The organism is Mucilaginibacter sp. GW821-FHT07H05, from assembly GCF_059418485.1.
Window position 1 is genome coordinate 216272 of record NZ_JBWKPY010000004.1, and the last position, 20878, is coordinate 237149.

Sequence of the window (20878 nt, forward strand, 5' to 3'; positions counted from 1 at the left end):
ACACCCACCACCGTGTCATTTCGAACGAACAGCGATGGGTTGAGGAATAGGGTGAGGAGAAATCTTCTGCGCAATGCAGTCCTCTCGTAGAAGATTTCTCTCTGTCGTTCGAAATGACACCGTTTTTATGATTCCTATAAAAATGGGCTAATAGGACTTATCACCTTAGCCATGCATCATCGTAATATTTTAATTAGGTAACACCCTGTTTACACTATTTTTCTATTTTTACCCGTCCCCGGTTAATGTAGCGTACACGCGTACTCTTTACTTATTTAAAAACAATGACTTTTTACAAATCATCAGCGTTCAGAATTTTTACCCTGTTCATTTTTTCGTCAATAACATCTGCCACTTTCGCCCAAAAAGCAAAGCCCCAAAGCCCGGATATAGTTAAACGCCCCAAGTTAGTTGTAGGTATTGTGGTTGACCAAATGCGCTGGGATTACCTGTACCGCTATTATGACCGTTATAGCGACGGCGGCTTTAAACGTTTGCTTAAAGACGGTTTCCGCTGCGAAAATACCTATATCAACTACCTGCCATCGGCAACGGCTGTTGGTCACGCCGCTATTTTTACCGGCTCTGTACCTGCCATTAACGGCATGGCCGACAACGATTGGGTTGATCAATTAACCGGTGCAGCCCAATATTGCGTAACCGACAGCACGGTGAATGGCGTTGGCACCACAGCCGAAGAAGGTAAACGATCGCCCCGTAACCTGCTATCATCAACCGTAACGGATGAACTGCGCCTGGCCACCAACTTCAAATCGAAAGTTGTTGGCGTGTCATTAAAAGACAGGGCCAGTATATTACCCGCTGGCCATATGCCAACCGGCGCTTTTTGGTTTGATGATGCCAGCGGTCATTTTATCACCAGCACTTATTACATGCAGGAGTTGCCTGCCTGGGTAAATACCTTCAACAATTCAAACCAGCCCGAAAAGCTATTGGCCAATGGCTGGAATACACTATATCCGATAAACACATACATGCAAAGTTCGCCGGATAATTCGCCGTGGGAAGGCAAATTTGCAGGGGAGACCGCACCAACCTTTCCGCATAAGGTAAATGAGATCTATAAAACCCGCCATACGGTTATCCGCAGCACACCTTTTGGCAATACCCTAACGCTTGATTTTGCCAAAGCAGCCATTGACGCGTACCAGTTAGGCAGTAATAATACGACCGATTTCCTGACCATTAACTGTGCTTCTACCGATTACGTAGGCCACATGTTCGGCATAAACGCGATTGAAATTGAAGATACCTATTTAAGGCTTGACCGCGACCTGGCCGCTTTTTTTACCAACCTGGATAATAAGCTGGGTAAAGGCAATTATACCGTTTTCCTGACTGCCGATCATGGCGCGTCGAATGCGATAGAATTTAATAAGGCCCATAACATGCCCGCCGGCGCATGGAATGGCAATGGATACAAAACCAAGCTCAATCAGCTGTTAAAAACCAAATTTAAGGAGGATAACCTGGTGCTATCAATTATAGAATACCAGGTAAACTTTAATATCCCGCTGATAGAAAAATCAAAATTGGATTACTCAGCGATTAAACAAACCGTTGTCGACTATTTCAGGGCCGAGCCAACTACCCTTTTTGTGGCTGATATGGCCAAAATAAACGATGCGGCTATACCCGAGGTAGTAAAGACTAAGATGATCAACGGTTACTATTACAGGCGCAGCGGGGCGGTGTTTGTGATCCCGATATCAGGGTGGTTCCAGGGTGGCGCTACCGGCACTGGTCACGGCGAGTGGAACGCGCATGATACCCATATCCCCCTGATATTTATGGGCTGGGGCATTAAGCCAGGCGTAAGCTATGGCAATGTTTATACTACGGATATTGCCCCTACGGTTTCGTCGCTGTTGCATATCCAGGCGCCAGGCGGTGCCATTGGGTCGCCTATCAGCGCGGTTTTAAGTGGTGCAGAAAATAATGTATCTTCACCTCTTAAACCAATCAAACCAACCAAAAAATAAATGAAAAAAGCATTAGTAAGGGTAACGCTGAAATTCGGCGTTATCCTTGTTTGTCTTATAGGCAGCCTATCAGTCTTTGCCCAAAAAGCCGAAAAGTTTTTTAACAAGGCCGATCTGATGCAGGTGGGTACCTATTATTACCCCGAACAATGGCCTAAACAAGACTGGGCACGCGATATTAAACGCATAGGCGAACTGGGCTTTGATTTTACTCACTTTGCCGAGTTCGCGTGGTCGACCATGGAACCTGAAGAAGGTAAATATGATTTTACCTGGCTGGATGAAGCCGTAAGGCTTGCCGGCGAGAACCACCTGAAGGTAATTATGTGTACCCCTTCGCCCGCCCCACCCGTTTGGCTGACCAAAAAACACCCCGAAGTATTAATGGTGAATGCCGATGGCCGCACCATGGTGCATGGCGCAAGGCAACAGGCCTCATGGTCGAGCGAGTTGTACCGGCAGTATGTGGATAAGATCGTTACCCAGCTGGCTAAACGTTATGGCAAAAACAAGATCATCAGCGGCTGGCAAATTGATAATGAGCCATCGCACTACGGTAACGAGTATGATTTTAGTCCGAATGCCCAAAAACGTTTCAGGCAATGGCTGCAGGCCAAATACAAAACCATCGACGCGCTGAATGCATCGTGGGGTAACGCTTTCTGGAGCCTGTCTTATAATAATTTCGATCAGATAGACTGCCCTAACGGCAAGGAGTTGGTAGCTCAACCTAACCCGCACGCGGTGCTTGATTTTAAACGTTTCACATCTAACGAAGCCGCTACTTTTGTATTAGATCAGCAAGCTACTTTACGCAAGTATATTGATAACAGCCAATGGGTAACCACTAATATCATGTCTGATTATCCCCCGGTTGATCCGCACGGGATGGCCGGATTGGATTTTTTAACCTATACCAAATACCTGGTAGCAGGTTTAAGCGATGGTACCGGCGATCAGGGTTTCAGACTGGGATCGTATCTGAGCATTGGCTTTTCTAACGATTTTATACGCCCTATTACCGGCGTTACCGGGGTAATGGAACTACAGCCGGGGCAGGTAAACTGGGGTAAATACAATTCGCAGCCTATGCCCGGCGCGGTGCGGATGTGGATCTATCATGTATTTGCCGGCGGCAATAAGTTTGTTTGCACCTACCGTTACAGGCAGCCATTAGTAGGCGGCGAGCAGTACCACAACGGTATTATGAAAGCCGACGGTATTAACGTAAGCCGCAGCGGCGCCGAATACATTACCGCCATTAACGAAATTGCCCAATTAAAAAAAGCCTACAAAGCTAACACACCTGAACCTGCTGCGCACAAAGCCCGCCGCACAGCCATACTGTACAATGCAGATAACCGCTGGGAAATGGATAATCAGCCTCAAACTAACCAGTGGGATTATATGAGGCACATGATGAAGTATTATGGCGTGTTAAAATCATTCGGCGCGCCGGTTGATTATATTGATGAGCAGACCGATTTTTCTAAATACCCGGTAATGGTTGCCCCGGCCTATCAATTGCTTGACGCTAACCTGGTTGCCCGCTGGAAACAATATGTAGAACAGGGCGGCCACCTGATATTGAGCAGCCGCACAGGCGAAAAAGACCGCGAAGCACGGATATGGGAAGCCAAATTTGCCGCGCCGATATACAGCCTGTTGGGTATAAAAGAATTATACTATGATCATCTGCCCGAAAACCGCATGGCCAAAGTAAGCATGGACGGGAAGTTATTTAACTGGAATAATTGGGGCGATATATTGCAGGGCGCGGCGCCCGGTACCAAAATGGCCTTGTATAACGATCAATTTTATAAAGGCGAAGCAGCAGTAGTGAGCCGCAAACTGGGTAAAGGAACCGTTACCTATATTGGCCCTGATACGGATGACGGTAAGCTGGAAAAAGAGGTAATGAAGAAAGTATACCAAAATGCCGGTATCCCGGTAATGGATCTGCCCGAAGGCGTAACTGTTGAATGGCGCGATGGTTTTTGGGTAGGCTTAAATTACTCATCTGCCAACCAGATATTACCTGTACCGGCAGGTGCGCAGGTATTAATCGGCACTAAAACACTGCCGCCCGCGGGTGTAGTTGTTTGGAAATAACAATAGAAGAAAAGCAAAGAGGCCGTCTCATCAGTCAAATTATGAGGCGGCTTTTTGTTGGAATTAAAACACGTATTGGGCAACCGCTCTGTATGGCACTCTTTTACTCCGGCACCTTAAATCCGATTTCCGCAGGGTAGCAACTTTAAATTATCCTATTATTATTATACTTTTATAACGGTTCATGAAGCAAAGAATGAACTATAGCAAATTGATATGTCGCGATTACTGGCCATACGACAAAAACTAAACCTAACCCAGGAAGAGCTGTTTGAAAGGTCGGGCATTTCCGTGCGCACCATCCAGCGCATTGAGGCCGGCACCAGCCCTAAAGGATACACACTGAAAGCCCTGGCGAAGGGATTAGGCGTCAGTGAAGAAGAGTTGGTTGAAAAGGAAGAAGCAGTTGCCCCGGAGGATGCTAAATGGTTAAAACTGATCAATCTCTCGGCATTGCCGTTCATGCTGGTTCCCCCTTTAAATATTTTCGTTCCGCTGCTTATTATGTTCGCAAAAAAGCAATTCACCCCTGTTACCAAAAGGATCGTCACCATTCAAATTATTTGGACACTCATAGCCATCGTATTGTTTTTAACCGTCATCATGTTAAACGACGTGTTTGCGGTAAGGGGTAATTATATGATGCTGGTGCCTTTTGTATGGGTGCTCGTCAACACCTTTATCATCCTTAGAAATGCAGCGGAAATAGTGAAGAACAAAACATTGCGCATTGGAATGGGTTTTAGCCTCATATAGCCTTGTCGTGGTATTGGCGGGGCATCGTCGCCCCTTTGGCGGCTGGTGAATGATCGGGTCTCTTTAATTTTTATCTTTCTTTGGGTCGATTAAATAACTAAAAATGACCACGATCAAAATTACTTTAAGGCCGATACCCATCGTCACTAAAACAATGCTATTATTAGGGCTATGCCTGGGTTTGCAGGCATCAGCACAAAAAAAGCTTCCGGTTATCAGGGCCAGCAGCAGGAACTCCACCATATACGACGAAATGATAAAAGTGCCATGGGCTTTAGATCCTAAGCAAAAGCTTGATATTTACTATGTAAACGTACCGCATAGAAAAAACAAAGTAACACTCGTAACCGATCAGGGTAAGATCAGCTTTAACACCACCTACGGCAATAATTACGACCTGGTGGTTTTGGTAAACGATAAGGACAGTTGCTTTGTCCGCATCAGTGCCGTAGACGACCCGGCAACAAAGTCATTAACGCCCGGCGGATCATTTCCTGACACCATACCATTTACCTTAAAAGGTTCGCGGATTTACTTGCAGGGAACGCTTAACGGGAAAGAGCAGGTAAGCATCCAGTTTGACACGGGTGCCAATGCACCCTGTGTCAGTAAAGCTTCGTCCGAAAGGTTAAATCTTGTTTTCGGCGCTAAAACTATGCTTAGCAATTCGCAGGGTGTTAATGAAGCCCGCAGGAGCCTGAATAATACGCTGACCGTCGGCCATCTCAATTTCAACAATATGTCATTCGTAGAAACCGGCAATATGCAGCCCGGCGAAGACCTGATTATCGGCTACAATCTGTTACGTCATAAGATCATTGAGATTGACTATGATAAGATGCTGTTCATCGTGCACGATAAGCTGCCTGCCCATGCCAAAACCTTTACTAAACAGCCCATGCTTAACCGGCTGAGCCTTAAAACACAGATTGTACAGAACGGTAAAAAATATATATTTTGGGTTGGGATGGATACCGGGCGTGATGGAACGATGCTGATAGGACAGGAATTTACGGAACAACCGGGAGTATGGGATAACCTTAAAGAATTAACCATCATAAATGGGCGCAAAATTATCAGGCTTGACGCAACCGTAGCAGGGGTAACCTTTAAAGATATTGTAACCAACGCTGCCGACCCAACCAAACCGGCAGCAAGAAGAACAGGAACTTATTTTGGCAATGTGATCCTTAATCATTTCAATTGGATAATTGATAACCTGAACGGCTATATTTATCTAAAACCCAATGGCCGTATCAACGAGCCTTATTCTAATTACTCAAGCTACGAAAGCGAAATGCGGAAATTGAAACAATAATAAGAGGTTAGTTTTAAGTCGAAAGTCTTTAGTCTTTAGTCTTTAGTTCTAAGTAAAAAAGAGCGAAATCTGACTTAGGACTTTCGACTTAAGACTTAAGACTTAACACTAACGATCAGCCCTTTAATACCTGTTTGCAATAATCCAGGCATTTGCCAACTTCTATAGCGCTGTCGCCGCCCTTGTATTCATATTCAATATCGGCTGGGATCGGGTATTTATTGTCGCGGATCAGGCGCAGTACCGGGCCTATCGGGGTATCGCCCTGGCCAAGCGGCATATTTTCGCCCTGGTTCTTTTTACGGTCTTTCACGTGAATACAAAATATCTTGTCGTGATGTTGTTTGATATAATCCACCGCGTCAAAATTGGCAGCGGTAAAGTGGCCGATATCCAGGTTAATGCCGATATATTCCGAACAGCCCGCCATGCCCCTTGCAAAACTATCGGGCGATGAAAACTCGTTAGGGTCGGTCACTTTGGAGTGGCCGTGCATGCCTACCTTTATTTTATATTTCCTGGCGTATACATCTACCCTTTTCATCACACTTACCGTGGCCGATGTGGTAATGGTATCGGTACCCAAAGCCTGGGCCACCTGGAAGATCTGCTCTATCTCCTGGTCGCTAAAATTATCCCTGAAGCCATCGGTATAGGCCATAATAGTAATACCCGCGGCATCAAATTTAGCGCGGATGGCTTTCATTTCCGCTACATGCGCGGTAGCCCGCCATTGCTTTAAATCGCCTTTGGGTTGTACGTGGCCATTCCAAAGCTCACAGCTCCTAATACCTAACTGGCTCATGATCTTAATGGCATCATCCAGGTTATGATCGCGGAAGCTATAGGTTTGGGCGCCTAATACCACCCCTATGTTTGCCGCTTGTTTAGCCGCCGCTGTGCCTTTTAATATGGGCGGCACAGCTACACCCATGCTTTTGCACGATGACAGCGCCGAGGGCAGCATTAATGCCCCTAAACCTGTCAGTGCCATTCCGGCCCATTCCCGGCGTGTATAGTTATCTTTCATAATTTATTTGGTGATGGTTAATCTATCATTTTCATTTTGCCGGCTCTTCATCCTTTACACAGCGGAAGCCCAGGTTGTTCGATGCGCTGTTGATCTCGCCCTTGGCCCTGCTGCCGGCGCGGTAACGGATACAATACTGATCGCTGCATAAAAACGAGCCGCCTTTTTGCACCCGCTTAATGGTATTCGGTTCTTCGGGGTCGTAGCTGTCCTTAGGTCCCTGCGGGTTATCTTTCGGACTGGTTTTATAATAATCGGGGCGGTAAAAATCATTGCACCACTCCCATACATTGCCTTCCATATCGTACAAACCATAGCCATTTGGCCCGAAACTTTTTACGGGGGCTACTCCTTCAAAACCGTCCTCTTTGGTATTGGCATCGGGGAAATGGCCTTCAAAAATATTAGCCTGCCACTTACCGCCGGGCTTCAATTCGTCTCCCCAGTAGTATTTATGCGATCCCCTACCGCCTTGCGCGGCGTATTCCCATTCGGCTTCGGTAGGCAGGCGTTTGCCGGCCCATTTGGCATAGGCCAGGGCATCGGTATAACTGATATGCACTACCGGATCGTTCGGCTTACCGCTGATGTTGCTTTGTGGTCCAAAAGGGTGTTTCCAGTTGGCGCCGGGCACATAACGCCACCACTGCATGGGGTTATCCAGCGGAACGGGTTGCGATGTTGGTGTAAATACCCCCGAACCGGGCACTAAATTTTCAACAGGCACACCGGGAAAATCAGCCGGATTAATAGGGCGCTCGGCTATAGTTTGGTAGCCCGTAGCGTTTACAAAATGCTGAAAATCGGCATTGGTTACCTCGTGCTCATCCATCCAAAACCCCTTAACACTTACCCGGTGCACAGGATGCGCATCCACAAAAGCAGGATCATTTGAACCCATATCAAACGAGCCGCCTTTAATGTACACCATTTTGGCCGGCACAGTATCGGTTTTTGCGTCGGTAGTATTTGCAGTATTTTTTTGCGCATGCTGCCCGCAACCCGCATTTAACAATAAAATGCCGGGTATGGCTACCAAAAGCGCTATCCTGTTTTTTAAAAACATCATATCTATATTACTACCAGCAACCGATGATAACGGTTTCGCCGTAATTGGTTTTACTTTTCGAATATAGGGTTTAATGAGATTTGTTGCGGCCTTTGTTTTAACGATTCAAATAATTTTTCATTAATGGCCATTGTTGCAGGCGTTTGAATACTTTTCGGATATCAAAATCCGTTATAAAATCATTAATTTTGCCTCTTAATACTTATAAATAGCGCAAACCACATGAAAGATGTGATAGAAAAAATAGCAACGATATTCAGTATTTCGGTTATCCGTTATTTTGTGATAGCGGGCATCCCTTTTCTGGCCTGTTACAAGTTATTTACAAATTGGTTAAGCCAGGCAAAAATCCAGGGTAAATATGCAGCCCGCCGCGATTTCATCCGCGAGATATTGCACTCCATGCAAACCACCGCGGTTTTTACCGTTATCGCGTTTTTAGTTTTAAACACACCTTTCCGGCAGTTTACACAGGTTTATTTAAACGTATCCGATTATCCCACCTGGTGGTTGTTTGCCAGTTTGGTTTTAAGTTTGGTAATACACGATACCTATTTTTACTGGATGCACCGCCTGCTGCACCATCCAAAACTATTTAAGCACGCGCATTTGACACACCATCAATCCACCAACCCATCGCCCTGGACATCGTATTCGTTCCACTTTATTGAAGCCTGGACCGAAGGTGCCATACTGTTAGTGATCACCATGATATTACCCATGCACATGATCAGCATCCTTTTATTTGTGATAGTAGGCTTTATCATTAACGTTTACGGGCATTTAGGTTACGAGGTAGCACCTAAATGGTTAAGAAAAACCTTCCTGTTCGAAATTGTGAATACATCCGTACACCACAACCTGCACCACAGCAAATTTAAAGGCAATTACGGCCTGTACTTCAGGGTGTGGGACCGCCTGATGGGCACCGAACATCCGGATTATGTAAAAGATTACGACCGGGTGCAGCAAAACAGGTTTGGTGTTAAGCAGGAAGTTGTTTAACGTTTATTTAGCCTTTGCGGCCTGCGCCTCAAAATAATTGTGAAAATATAGTAATTGATACGGGATAGAATTTCTCCAGTAGGCCCAGGTATGCGCGCCGGGGCGCGAAATAAAATCGTGCGGGATCTTGCGCGCTGCTAATAACTCGTGCAGGTTAACGTTTACTTTGTAAAAAAAGTCGTCCACACCGCAATCAAAAATAATATTCAGTTTGCCGGGGCTGAGCAGGTCGACCAAATTAACAACGGTGTTTTTGTCCCAGTTGTCGGGTTTATCGGCCAGGGTGCCCAGCTTTTCGGCTATCTTCCAGTTATTCGGGAATGGGCGAATGTCAACTCCCCCACTTGTCGCACCGCCTGCGCCAAAAACATCCTGGTGTTTAAAGCTAAGGTATAAGCCGCCATGCCCGCCCATACTTAAACCGGTAATGGCCCGGCCGCTGCGGTCTTTAATGGTTTTATAATGGCTATCTACCCAGGTTATCAGTTCGGTAGCCACGTAGGTTTCATATTTCCAGTCGGGGTTAACCGGGCTGTCCAGGTACCAGCTGGATACATTGCCATCTGCACAAACAATCATCATATGGTCCTGATCGGCAATGTCTTTAATAGCCGGTACATTATTGATCCAGTCCGAATATTTGCCGCCGTAACCATGCAATAGGTAAACCGCGGGCATAGCAGCCAGCCGGTCATAATCATTGGGCCTTACAATCACTGCTTTTATCTTTTTATGCATAGCGTCGCTGTAGGTTTCTACCGTATCCACCTTAGCGGCCGAGGCTAACTGAACAACCAGCAATAAATTCAGGGCAATAGCAAATCCGCGGAATAGGTTTTTCATCATTATCAGAGTAATTTCAATAGGTTTTTTGTGCTTCAAACATAACAAAACCACCTATTTAACACAACAATTCCCAACAACATATTAACTGATGTGCATAATTAAATTTGGAATTATATAAGCACTTATATAATTTAGATCATGAATTTATATCAACACTTGGGTTACCTGGTTTTGGGCAGCAGGTTAAGACGGATCAGCGAATCGTTCCTGGCCGAAATTACCCGTGCCTACCAACAGGCAGGTATCGAGTTTGACGCCAGCTGGTTCCCGGTATTTTATCTGTTATCGCAAAACAAATCGTTATCCATTAAAGAACTGAGCGAACAAACCGAAGTGTCGCATCCTGCCGCCAGTCAGCTGATCACCAACCTGAAACAGCGGGGACTGGTAAAATCAACCACCAGCAAAACCGACGCGCGCAAACAACAGATCGCTTTTACCGATAAAGGCCGCGCGTTATTAGAGCAGGTTTTACCTGTTTGGGATGCGATATTATTAAGCATGGCCGAGATCAGCGAAAGCCAACCCGGTTGCGATGCCTTGTTGCCGGCCGTTACCGCTTTTGAACAGGCGCTGCAATCGCATAACCTGTCCGACCATATCAGTCAAAATCTCCAAAAACAATTAAACCCTGCCGATCATGACTAACGCCTTCCATTACGGCACTCAACATTTAACAATAGGTATTTGCCTGGATATCGCGTCGGGCAAAACCAAAGGTATTATTGGCAATGAGGCTACAGCAGCCATACGCAATAGCTGGCGCGAGGTAGAGAAGATTGTCCATGCCCAGCATCCCGTTTACGGGATTAATACCGGCTTTGGCCCGCTTTGCGATACCCGCATCTCCGAAGCCGATACCAGCCTGCTGCAAAGCAATATCCTGCGCAGCCATAGTGTGGGCGTAGGCAATGCTATCCCGCAGGAAATTGCCAAATTGATGATGATCACCAAAGTGCATGCGCTGGCACAAGGCTTTTCGGGCGTTGCCCCTGAAACTTTAGAGCGGATCATCTGGCATATTGATAACGATATCATTCCCTTTGTCCCCGAAAAAGGCTCGGTCGGTGCTTCCGGCGATCTGGCCCCCCTATCGCACCTGTTCCTGCCGCTGATCGGTTTGGGCGAGGTGTTTGCAGATGAACAGCGTTTACTTGCGGGCGAGATCCTGAAAAAGTACAACCTGCAACCATTAGTGTTGGGCCCTAAGGAAGGCTTGGCTTTGATAAACGGTACGCAGTTTATCCTATCGTTTGCTGTAAAAGCCGTGCAGCGGTTAAATGACGCCCTTAACCGTGCCGATCTGATCGGCGCCATGTCCTTAGAAGGGCTGATGGGTTCGGCACGGCCTTTTGATGAGCGCCTGCATGCTATCCGGCCGTTTAAGGGGACTAAACATGTAGCCGCGCGGTTATCCACCTTATTGGCAGCATCAGAGATCAATTCCTCGCACGTTAATTGCGACCGCGTGCAGGACCCCTACTCGCTGCGCTGTATGCCGCAGGTACACGGCGCATCGCGTAATGCCTGGCTGCATTTAAAGGAGTTGACCGAAATTGAACTCAATTCGGTTACCGATAACCCCGTCATATTTAACGCCGAGGACACCATTAGCGGCGGTAATTTCCACGGGCAACCCCTGGCTTTGCCTTTAGATTATGCCACCGTAGCCGCTGCCGAATTAGGCAATATAGCCGATCGCCGCTGTTACCTGATGAGCGAAGGCCGTTATGGTTTGCCTAAATTACTGGTGAACGATGCAGGGCTCAACTCCGGCTTGATGATCCCTCAATACACCACCGCCGCTTTGGTTACCGAAAATAAAACGCTGTGTTTCCCGGCCAGTGCCGACAGCGTACCAACCTCGTTAGGGCAGGAAGACCATGTTTCCATGGGCTCCATCAGCGGGCGCAAGCTGCACATGGTGCTGGATAATCTGGAATATATTCAGGCTATTGAAATGTTATATGCCACACAGGCTATGGATTTCCGGCGACCCTTACAATCAACACCTGTTATTGAAGCCTGCCACCAATTAGTGCGGCAACATGTACCTCACATACAAAACGACCGTGTTTTTGCCGACGATATTAAACAACTACATCAATTAATTACCGATGGCAGCTTTTTGGCTTTAGCCGATGAAGTAGCCGCCAACCATCAAATAAATTTAAACCATGACGAGTTCGGAATTTATTAATACCTACGCCAACCACCCGGTGTACAAAGCGCCGCGCGGGATGGAACTGCATGCCAAAAGCTGGCAAACCGAAGCGCCCTTAAGGATGCTGCTGAACAACCTGGACGGGCAGGTTGCCGAAAACCCCGACGAACTGGTGGTATACGGTGGCATCGGCCAGGCTGCACGCAACCCCGAAGCTTTGCGCAAGATCATTGAGTTGTTGCTGGAACTGGACGAATATCATTCGCTGCTGGTGCAATCGGGCAAACCGGTGGGTATTGTACGCAGCCACCCCGAAGCGCCGCGTGTGCTGATAGCCAATAGCAACCTGGTACCTGCCTGGGCCAACTGGGAGCATTTTAATGAGTTGCGCGCCAAAGGACTGATGATGTACGGCCAAATGACTGCCGGCAGTTGGATCTATATTGGCACGCAGGGTATTTTGCAGGGCACTTATGAAACCTTTGTGGAGTGCGGTAACCAGCATTTCGGCGGCGACCTGGCTGGTAAATTAATCGTCAGTGCCGGATTGGGCGGTATGGGTGGCGCTCAGCCGTTAGCGGCTACCATGGCAAGCGCGGTATTTTTAGGTGCCGATGTGGATGCTGCCCGTATCCAAAAACGGGTGGATACGCAATATATCGACCGGATGACCGACTCGTACGATGAGGCCATTTTGTGGGTGCAGGAAGCCATGGCTAAAAAGGAAACATTATCGGTAGGCTTAGTAAGTGATGCCGGCGATATGCTGGTGAAATTATTAAAAGACGGCATCGTCCCCCATGTACTGACCGACCAAACATCGGCGCACGACCCGCTGAACGGCTATATCCCCGATGGTATGACTTTGGAGAAAGCCGCGCAATTGCGCACCAGCGATCCGCATATTTATAAAGTACGCTCGCTTACCAGCATGGCCCGCCACGTTGGGTTGATGCTGCAATTGCAACAATTAGGCGCTATTACTTTCGATTACGGCAATAACCTGCGCGAGTTTGCCCGGCAGGGTGGCGAGGCCGATGCTTTTAACTTCCCGGGCTTTACGCCGGCGTATATCCGTCCGCTGTTTTGCGAGGGCAAGGGGCCGTTCAGGTGGGTGGCCCTATCCGGCGATCCCGAAGATATTTTTGTGACCGACCGCGCCCTGATGGAAGCTTTCCCCGAAAATAAACCGCTGATCAACTGGCTGGAAAAGGCACAGCAAAAGATCTCGTTCCAGGGCTTGCCCGCCCGCATTTGCTGGCTGGGTATGGGCGACAGGGAAAAGGCTGGGTTGTTATTTAACGATTTGGTCAGAACCGGCAAAGTAAAAGGCCCGATAGTGATTGGCCGAGATCATTTAGATTGCGGTTCGGTAGCATCGCCCAACCGCGAAACAGAATCGATGAAGGATGGATCGGACGCGGTATCCGACTGGCCGCTATTGAACCTGATGGCCAACGCATCGGGCGGCGCTACCTGGATCTCGTTCCACCACGGCGGCGGCGTAGGCATGGGTTATTCGCAGCATGCGGGCATGGTGGTTTTAGCCGATGGTACCGAACGGGCGGCCACCTGCCTGAAACGGGTATTGCATAACGACCCGGCCATGGGCATCTTCCGCCATGCGGATGCGGGTTATGATAAGGCAGAGGAATGGGCGGATAAATTTGGATTGAAGGTGTGGTAGACACCCCTCCCAACCCTCCCCGAGGGGGAGGGCTTTAAAAAATAAATCGTCATGCCGAACTTGTTTCGGCACCCCACGGGACAGGCGACTATATAAAGTATACTTTGCAAATGGGGTGCTGAAACAAGTTCAGCATGACATGTTATAAATAACAAAAATGAAAAAACTAACCGGCCCGTTTACCCAAATCCTGCCCTTAACAGATCTCCCATTAAAGGGAGCCTTAACGGATGAGCAATTGCAGATCATCCCGCACGGTGGTGTGCTGACCGAAAATGGGATGATACTGGCTGTTGATGACTTTGAAAAACTGCGCAGGGAAAACCAATCGGCACAGGTAGAAGAAATTACCGGCGCGCATATATTGCTGCCCGGCTTTGTAGATTGCCATACGCATATCTGTTTTGCCGGTAACCGAGCTAAGGACTACGCCATGCGGATCCAGGGCAAAACCTATCTGGAGATAGCCAAAGCCGGAGGCGGCATCTGGGATTCGGTCACGCAAACGCGTGAGGCAACGGAAGCGCAACTGACAGAATTGTTGTTGCAGCGCGTTAATCGCCATTTGGCCGAAGGTGTTACTACCATCGAAGTGAAAAGCGGTTACGGTTTAAGTACAGAAAACGAGTTAAAACAGTTGCGGGCCATTAAAGCCGCAGCTCATAAAACCAACGCAAGCTTAATATCTACCTGTTTGGCCGCCCACATGAAACCAAAAGACTTTGATGGTTCGGCAACGGATTACCTGAACTATATTTTGCAAAACCTGTTGCCGGTTATCAAACAGCAAAACCTGGCTAACCGGGTAGATATCTTTATCGAAGAAAGCGCATTTAATACCAGCGATGCCCTGCACTATCTGGCCAAAGCCAAACAAATGGGCTTTGAGGTAACTGTCCATGCCGATCAGTTTACTACGGGCGGCAGCGAAGTAGCGGTTAAAGCAAGAGCTGCTTCGGCAGATCATTTGGAAGCCAGTACCGATTACGAGATCAGGCTGCTGGCGCATTCGGATACCGTGGCCGTAACTTTGCCCGGCGCATCTTTGGGTTTAGGGATGCCCTACGCCCCTGCCCGTAAGTTATTGGATGCCGGAGCCTGCCTGGCCATTGCCAGCGACTGGAACCCCGGATCGGCACCTATGGGCGACTTGCTGATACAAGCCGCTGTAATGAGCGCCGCCGAAAAACTAAGCACAGCCGAAGTATTTGCCGGGTTAACGTTCCGTGCAGCAAAGGCTTTAAAATTGAATGACCGCGGTATTTTAGCTAAAGGTATGCTGGCGGATATGCAGGCCTACCCTTGCGGGGATTACCGGGAGATATTGTATTATCAGGGGAAATTTAAACCCGATATTGTTTATACAAATGGCAACCAAATATAGCTTGTCATTTCGAACGAGGTACGAGGAGAAATCTTATGCGTGCAGACAGTCCGCTCATATAAGATTTCTCTCTTCGTTCGAAATGACATATTGTTTACTAATCTCTAACCTCTGATTAACTAATCACCGACATGAAACTAATAGAATGTGTACCCAACTTTAGCGAGGGTGTAAACCTTGATATTATTAAACAGATCACTAACGAGATCGAATCGGTAGATGGTGTGCGTTTGTTAAACGTTGATCCCGGCAAGGCCACCAACCGTACCGTGGTAACTTTTGTAGGTGAGCCTGATCAGGTAATTGAGGCCGCATTTTTAGCCATCAAAAAAGCCGGCGAACTGATTGATATGAGCCAACACAAAGGCGAGCATCCCCGTATGGGCGCTACTGATGTTTGTCCGCTAATACCCATTAGTAACATTACGATGGAGGAAACCGCCGAATATGCCCGTAAACTGGCCAAACGTGTGGGCGAAGAATTAGCTTTACCGATCTACTTATACGAAGGGGCGCAACCCGATAAAACCCGCAGCAACCTGTCGGTGATCCGTGCCGGGGAGTACGAAGGTTTCTTTAAAAAGATCAAGCAACCCGAATGGAAGCCCGATTTTGGTCCGGCGGAATTTGATGCCAAACGTGGGGCTACCGTGATTGGCGCGCGCGATTTCCTGATCGCTTATAACGTGAACCTCAACACCACCTCTACCCGCAGGGCAAACGCTATTGCTTTTGATGTGAGGGAGGCCGGCCGTATGGTTGATGGGGTGAACCAGCCCGGCACGCTAAAATCAGTAAAAGCTATCGGTTGGTTTATTGAGGAATACGGCGTGGCGCAGATCTCTATGAATTTGACCAATATCGAGGTTACCCCTTTACATATCGCCTTTGATGAGGTTTGCACCAAAGCAACCAATCGTGGTATTCGGGTAACCGGGAGTGAATTAGTGGGCTTGGTACCCCTGAAAGCTATGCTTGATGCCGGCAAATACTTCCTGCGCAAGCAGCAGCGTTCGGTTGGGGTAAGCGAGGCCGCATTGATCCACATCGCTATTAAAAGCATGGGCTTGGATGAACTGGCACCCTTTCATCCGCAGGAGCGGATTATTGAATACCTGCTGAAAAACCCATCCGACAGCAAGCTTATTGGCATGACCTTAACGGATTTTGCAGATGAAACTGCGAGTGAAAGCCCGGCACCGGGCGGTGGCTCTATATCGGCTTATGTAGGTTCGCTGGGCGCATCGCTGGCAACTATGGTGGCCAATTTAAGCTCGCACAAAAAAGGCTGGGATAGCCGCTGGGAGGAGTTTAGCGATTGGGCCGAAAAAGGCCAGCATTACAAAGATGAATTGCTGAAACTGGTTGATTTGGATACCGTAGCCTTTAACCGCATTATGGAGGCATTTAGCTTACCAAAAGCTACCGATGCCGAAAAAGCAGCCAGGAGCAAAGCGATACAGGATGCTACCAAATATGCTATAGAAATCCCATTTAAAGTGATGCAAACCGCCTTAAACAGCATGGATGTGATTAAGGCCATGGTAGAAACAGGTAACCCCAATTCGGTAAGCGACGCGGGGGTGGCTGCCCTTTGCGCACGCACGGCGGTGTTAGGCGCGTTTATGAATGTAAAGATCAACGCGGCCGGCTATCAGGATAAAACTTTCACCAAGGGCATTATTGCCAACGGCACAGAAATAGAAAAACAGGCCATGGCTATGGAGGCGAAGATCATAGAAATGGTTAATCAAAAAATAGCATAACAAGGTTAAGACAATCCTTATATTGCAGTACAATTTATAACCGATGAGCGAGCCATTAATAGTAAAAAACACCATCACCCTCAACTCCCCGGCGACCACAGTTTGGGATGCGCTGGTTAACCCCGAACAAACCAAAAAATACATGTTCGGCTGCGAAACCGTATCCGATTGGAAAGTTGGCAGTCCGCTGTTATGGCAAATGGACTACGAGGGCAAACCCTTTATCCCCGTAAAGGGACACATTGTACGTATTGAGCCTAACCATTTACTGGAATACACCGTGATAGATCCCAACTCTGCTACCATCCCGGATATACCGGAAAATTACCTGAACGTAATTTACGAATTGGAAGAAACCAACGGACAAACGCTGTTAACGGTAACCCAATACGGCTTCGACCACGTTGCCGATGGCGAACGCCGCTATACCGAAACCTACAATAACGGCGAAGGCTGGAACCCTATTTTGGTGCAGATAAAGTCCTTAGTCGAAAGTCTTTAGTCCGAAGTCAAAAGTCTGAATCGGAGACAAGCATGACTTCGGACTAAAGACTCGGGACTTACGACTTACATCGCGGGCGGCCCGGCAGGGTCTAACCACATTACTTCCCATTGGTGGCCGTCAAGATCGGTGAAACTGCGGCCGTACATCCAGCCGTAATCGGTTGGTTCTTTAGATGGGCCGCCACCGTTAGCGATAGCGATATCGAACATCTCGTCAGCTTTCTCTTTACTTTCCACCGATACGCAATTCAATACCTCGGTAGTTTTGGTAGCGTCGGAAATTTCCTTGTTAATAAAAGTTTTAAAAAAAGGTTCGGTAACCAGCATAAAGAAGATGGTATCGCTTACTATCATGCAGCCGGCCAATTCATTGGTAAACTGCGGGTTAAAGCTATAGCCTAACGCTTCAAAAAAGGCGATGGACTTGCTTAAGTCCTTCACGGGTAAGTTCACAAAAATTTGAGTTGCCATAATTTTAGTTTTTCATTTTAATTGTTAGTTCAAAGATAGATCGCATAAGAAAACCTGATGCTGTGCAAAAGCGACATTTTAGGGGGTGAATCAGGACATAGCGTTGAACGAAATGCTAAAATTAAATAATCCTTTAATTCCATAATACGGATAATTATTCGGTATTTAGTGTGGTATGCTTTCTGCAGACAATAACCTGAATATAAAACCAATCTATCTAATAACATTTACAAATTATGATCTGTCAAATTAAAAAAGGATTATTAATGGCTGGCCTAATCGTTAGCCTCGCCGGTACTTCTTCATACGCGCAAAAGCAGCTGTTTCCCGAAGCGCCGGGGATTGTTTCATTTACCTACCGCGATAATTTTGCAAAAGATGTACCGGCCACATTAGATATGGTTAAGGGCAACGGCATTACGGATATTGAATTCTCGAACCTGTTTAAACAAACGCCCGAAGACCTGCGCAAAATGTGCGACGAAAGAGGCATCAAAATATCATCGTACGGAATTAGCTATGATGACCTGGTAAACAAAACCGACGAGGTAGGCAAAGCAGCCAAAACAATGGGTGCAAGCTATGTGCGTGTTGCAGGCATACCGCATAAAGGCGCTTTTACGCTGGAAAATGCCAAACAGGCAGTAGCCGATTTTAACAAATACGGCAAAATACTGAAAGACCAATACGGCCTTACCTTTATTTACCATAACCACGGTTTTGAATTTGAGCCCTACGAAGGCGGCACCCTTTACGATTACCTGCTAAACAATACCGACCCTAAATATGTAAGCCTGGAACTGGATATCCTTTGGGCGTTTTTCCCTGGGCAGGATCCTGCGCAATTGCTGGCAAAATACGGCAAGCGCTACAAAGCCCTGCACATGAAAGACCTGAAAAAAGGTGTGGCCCGCGGCAGCTTGTCGGGTAGTACACCTAAGGATAACGATGTGATATTAGGTACCGGCCAAATTGATATCCCCGCCGTTATTAAAGAAGCGCGCAAAGCAGGTGTTAAACATTTTTATATTGAAGATGAAAGCAGTTCATCTATTACCCAGGTACCCGAAAGCATTAAGTATTTGAATAGTTTGAAGAAGGATTAGTATATCCGCTATTAAATTACTGTATTAACCACAGCTTACACGGGGTTCGAATAAATCCTGTGTACGCTGTGGTTTTTTTATGTGAATTTATTGTTAACGCTAAATACATTCATCTAAAACTAAATTCACTTTTTCAGGTTATATTTCCTTGAAGACCTGCGTTGCAGCTATAGCATCACTACTGATGCCAATGGCTGTATTGAAGTTCAACCTATATATGAAACCAGCCATACACATATTCCCTAAAAAATTACAATGGCCAGTTTGGCTTTTACTGATCGTTTTGTTAACACCATTGCGGTTATTGGCCCAGCAGGCACCTTTTTACACACCGCCAAAAGTTTCGCCACGGGTATTGGCCCGCGAAAAACGCGATAGCCTGCGTAATTACAAACATCTTGGCCGCGCATTTATAGAGTTGGGTATTTCGGAAGTGGTACCTTTTACCATTGATAAATTAGCCGGGAAAGATTATGTAAACATCAGCTGGAAATCGACAGCATATAACCTTAATCCCGGCCACTGGGCCTGGGATAACGACCCTTTCCAAACCAACCAGTTTGGGCACCCTTATCACGGCAGCTTATTTTTCAATGCGTTCCGTACCAATGGCTACAGCTTTTGGCAATCGGTACCGGCGGCTTTTGCCGGCAGTTATCTTTGGGAAACCTTTGCCGAAAACCAGGCCCCTGCCCCTAACGATTTTATTAATACCAGTTTTGGTGGTATTATATTAGGTGAGATGACCTTTCGCATGTCAAACAAAATTGTGAACAACCACACCCGCGGCTTTCACCGGCAAATGAGCGAGGTAGTGGCTTTATTGGTATGCCCAACCAATGGACTTAACCGTATTTTAGATGGCAAATGGGGCAGGTATAGTAATAATACCCTGGAGGTAGACTCATCTAAGGTAAGTGCCGAGTTTGATTTGGGTTACCGTAAATTTGGCGCTAACAATCAAAGCTTGTTCAGCAGCTCAAGTCACTCGGGTTGGTATGCCCACGCCAAATTACTTTATGGTACACCTTACGAGAATTTCCGTAAGCCTTTTACCAATATTATCATTAACGCCGAGGTAGGCCGCGATGATAGCACGGCGATAAATATCATCAGTGTTTACGGCTCGCTTACCGGCTGGCAGTTAAACAATTCAGAGGATGTTAAGCACCTGCTGGTGCTATCGGCCAATTATGATTATATCCACAACGTAGCTTTCTTTTATGGCGGCGAAAGTGTGAAGTTTAACCTGTATTCCCTGTTTCAGCCATATAAAAAACTAAAGATAAATACTATACTTAACGCGGGGCCGATATTACTGGCCGCTATACCAAGTCCGTATTTAGTAAACGGGCGTAATTATGATTATGGATCGGGGTTTAGCTATGGCGCCGGCACCAAGATAGGCCTGGCAGATAAAATATTTGCAACGGCCAACTACAACGGCGCCTATACACATACGCTAAATGGCAGTCAATCCCATTACTTTTTGCACACGTTATCTACCGAGTTTAGCTACATGCCCATTAAGGGCATTTCGGCCAATGCCGAATTGGGTTATTTTAGTTTGGAAGGCCATTACAGGCAGCACCCCGATGTAGACCGCAGCTATCCTTATTTAAAAATATCAGCCCGCTGGGCGGTAAATATCAGGTAA

17 protein-coding genes are annotated in these 20878 nt (G+C 47.0%); 13 read left to right on the forward strand and 4 right to left on the reverse strand.

The window, feature by feature from the left end:
* The first annotated feature begins 284 nt into the window (after positions 1-284).
* The 4 genes from pafA to AC07M6_RS12095 all read left to right on the forward strand — a co-directional run bounded on the left by pafA (position 285) and on the right by AC07M6_RS12095 (position 6189).
* A complete protein-coding gene (gene pafA, locus AC07M6_RS12080) occupies positions 285-2003 on the forward strand; it encodes an alkaline phosphatase PafA (RefSeq protein WP_494889695.1) in 1719 nt (572 codons plus the stop codon).
* Positions 2004-4115, forward strand: a complete 2112-nt coding sequence (locus AC07M6_RS12085; RefSeq protein ID WP_494889697.1) for a beta-galactosidase — start codon at positions 2004-2006, stop codon at positions 4113-4115. It abuts the gene before it with no gap.
* A gap of 216 nt (positions 4116-4331) precedes the next feature.
* The gene (locus tag AC07M6_RS12090; RefSeq protein WP_494889699.1) at positions 4332-4871 is read left to right on the forward strand and encodes a helix-turn-helix domain-containing protein; all 540 of its coding nucleotides are present in this window, start codon (positions 4332-4334) and stop codon (positions 4869-4871) included.
* A 103-nt stretch (positions 4872-4974) separates the two neighbouring features.
* On the forward strand, positions 4975-6189 hold the full coding sequence (locus tag AC07M6_RS12095; RefSeq protein ID WP_494889701.1) for a retroviral-like aspartic protease family protein: 1215 nt from the start codon (positions 4975-4977) through the stop codon (positions 6187-6189).
* A gap of 115 nt (positions 6190-6304) precedes the next feature.
* Here the strand turns inward: AC07M6_RS12095 and AC07M6_RS12100 are convergent, their stop codons facing one another.
* Together AC07M6_RS12100 and AC07M6_RS12105 are read right to left on the reverse strand one after the other, a co-directional pair.
* On the reverse strand, positions 6305-7219 hold the full coding sequence (locus AC07M6_RS12100; protein WP_494889703.1) for a sugar phosphate isomerase/epimerase family protein: 915 nt from the start codon (positions 7217-7219) through the stop codon (positions 6305-6307).
* Positions 7220-7250: 31 nt separating this feature from the next.
* On the reverse strand, positions 7251-8288 hold the full coding sequence (locus tag AC07M6_RS12105; RefSeq protein WP_494889705.1) for a formylglycine-generating enzyme family protein: 1038 nt from the start codon (positions 8286-8288) through the stop codon (positions 7251-7253).
* A gap of 222 nt (positions 8289-8510) precedes the next feature.
* Here AC07M6_RS12105 and AC07M6_RS12110 point away from each other — a divergent pair, with 222 nt between their 5' ends.
* On the forward strand, positions 8511-9293 hold the full coding sequence (locus AC07M6_RS12110) for a sterol desaturase family protein (RefSeq protein WP_494889707.1): 783 nt from the start codon (positions 8511-8513) through the stop codon (positions 9291-9293).
* 3 nt (positions 9294-9296) lie between these two features.
* Here AC07M6_RS12110 and AC07M6_RS12115 read toward each other — a convergent pair whose 3' ends face one another.
* Positions 9297-10139: an alpha/beta hydrolase gene (locus AC07M6_RS12115; protein WP_494889709.1), complete on the reverse strand. Its 843-nt coding sequence runs from the start codon at positions 10137-10139 to the stop codon at positions 9297-9299.
* Positions 10140-10277: 138 nt separating this feature from the next.
* On the opposite strand from AC07M6_RS12115, the gene AC07M6_RS12120 reads away from it, so the two are divergent.
* From AC07M6_RS12120 to AC07M6_RS12145, 6 genes are all read left to right on the forward strand, one after another.
* Positions 10278-10787 carry a MarR family winged helix-turn-helix transcriptional regulator gene (locus AC07M6_RS12120; protein ID WP_494889711.1) on the forward strand — a complete coding sequence of 170 codons (510 nt, stop codon included), beginning with the start codon at positions 10278-10280 and terminating at the stop codon, positions 10785-10787.
* Entirely contained in the window at positions 10780-12339 is a 1560-nt protein-coding gene (gene hutH, locus AC07M6_RS12125; RefSeq protein ID WP_494889713.1) for a histidine ammonia-lyase, read from the forward strand. Before AC07M6_RS12120 ends, hutH begins: the two co-directional genes overlap by 8 nt.
* Positions 12317-13990, forward strand: a complete 1674-nt coding sequence (gene hutU, locus AC07M6_RS12130; protein ID WP_494889715.1) for a urocanate hydratase — start codon at positions 12317-12319, stop codon at positions 13988-13990. The genes hutH and hutU overlap by 23 nt, the downstream gene beginning before the upstream one ends.
* 157 nt (positions 13991-14147) lie before the next feature.
* Positions 14148-15374 (forward strand): imidazolonepropionase, encoded by a 1227-nt coding sequence (gene hutI, locus AC07M6_RS12135; RefSeq protein WP_494889717.1) that lies wholly within the window; start codon positions 14148-14150, stop codon positions 15372-15374.
* 131 nt (positions 15375-15505) lie between these two features.
* Positions 15506-17140: a glutamate formimidoyltransferase gene (gene ftcD, locus AC07M6_RS12140; protein ID WP_494889719.1), complete on the forward strand. Its 1635-nt coding sequence runs from the start codon at positions 15506-15508 to the stop codon at positions 17138-17140.
* A gap of 43 nt (positions 17141-17183) precedes the next feature.
* A complete protein-coding gene (locus tag AC07M6_RS12145; RefSeq protein ID WP_494889721.1) occupies positions 17184-17642 on the forward strand; it encodes an SRPBCC family protein in 459 nt (152 codons plus the stop codon).
* 65 nt (positions 17643-17707) lie between these two features.
* On the opposite strand, the gene AC07M6_RS12150 is transcribed toward AC07M6_RS12145, so the two are convergent.
* The gene (locus tag AC07M6_RS12150; protein WP_494889723.1) at positions 17708-18115 is read right to left on the reverse strand and encodes a VOC family protein; all 408 of its coding nucleotides are present in this window, start codon (positions 18113-18115) and stop codon (positions 17708-17710) included.
* A 266-nt stretch (positions 18116-18381) separates the two neighbouring features.
* Here AC07M6_RS12150 and AC07M6_RS12155 point away from each other — a divergent pair, with 266 nt between their 5' ends.
* Positions 18382-19221 (forward strand): sugar phosphate isomerase/epimerase family protein, encoded by an 840-nt coding sequence (locus AC07M6_RS12155; protein ID WP_494889725.1) that lies wholly within the window; start codon positions 18382-18384, stop codon positions 19219-19221.
* Positions 19222-19438: 217 nt separating this feature from the next.
* Complete coding sequence (locus AC07M6_RS12160; RefSeq protein WP_494889727.1) at positions 19439-20878, forward strand: DUF3943 domain-containing protein; 1440 nt, start codon at positions 19439-19441, stop codon at positions 20876-20878.

Bases quoted from the DNA above. Each gene is read 5' to 3' on its own strand.
- AC07M6_RS12160 (WP_494889727.1), top strand. From the start codon at position 19,439: ATGAAACCAGCCATACACATATTCCCTAAAAAATTACAATGGCCAGTT.
- AC07M6_RS12105 (WP_494889705.1), bottom strand. From the start codon at position 8,288: ATGATGTTTTTAAAAAACAGGATAGCGCTTTTGGTAGCCATACCCGGC.
- AC07M6_RS12085 (WP_494889697.1), top strand. From the start codon at position 2,004: ATGAAAAAAGCATTAGTAAGGGTAACGCTGAAATTCGGCGTTATCCTT.
- AC07M6_RS12120 (WP_494889711.1), top strand. From the start codon at position 10,278: ATGAATTTATATCAACACTTGGGTTACCTGGTTTTGGGCAGCAGGTTA.
- AC07M6_RS12090 (WP_494889699.1), top strand. From the start codon at position 4,332: ATGTCGCGATTACTGGCCATACGACAAAAACTAAACCTAACCCAGGAA.
- hutI (WP_494889717.1), top strand. From the start codon at position 14,148: ATGAAAAAACTAACCGGCCCGTTTACCCAAATCCTGCCCTTAACAGAT.
- AC07M6_RS12150 (WP_494889723.1), bottom strand. From the start codon at position 18,115: ATGGCAACTCAAATTTTTGTGAACTTACCCGTGAAGGACTTAAGCAAG.
- AC07M6_RS12145 (WP_494889721.1), top strand. From the start codon at position 17,184: ATGAGCGAGCCATTAATAGTAAAAAACACCATCACCCTCAACTCCCCG.
- pafA (WP_494889695.1), top strand. From the start codon at position 285: ATGACTTTTTACAAATCATCAGCGTTCAGAATTTTTACCCTGTTCATT.
- AC07M6_RS12095 (WP_494889701.1), top strand. From the start codon at position 4,975: ATGACCACGATCAAAATTACTTTAAGGCCGATACCCATCGTCACTAAA.
- ftcD (WP_494889719.1), top strand. From the start codon at position 15,506: ATGAAACTAATAGAATGTGTACCCAACTTTAGCGAGGGTGTAAACCTT.
- AC07M6_RS12110 (WP_494889707.1), top strand. From the start codon at position 8,511: ATGAAAGATGTGATAGAAAAAATAGCAACGATATTCAGTATTTCGGTT.
- AC07M6_RS12100 (WP_494889703.1), bottom strand. From the start codon at position 7,219: ATGAAAGATAACTATACACGCCGGGAATGGGCCGGAATGGCACTGACA.
- AC07M6_RS12155 (WP_494889725.1), top strand. From the start codon at position 18,382: ATGGCTGGCCTAATCGTTAGCCTCGCCGGTACTTCTTCATACGCGCAA.
- hutU (WP_494889715.1), top strand. From the start codon at position 12,317: ATGACGAGTTCGGAATTTATTAATACCTACGCCAACCACCCGGTGTAC.
- hutH (WP_494889713.1), top strand. From the start codon at position 10,780: ATGACTAACGCCTTCCATTACGGCACTCAACATTTAACAATAGGTATT.
- AC07M6_RS12115 (WP_494889709.1), bottom strand. From the start codon at position 10,139: ATGATGAAAAACCTATTCCGCGGATTTGCTATTGCCCTGAATTTATTG.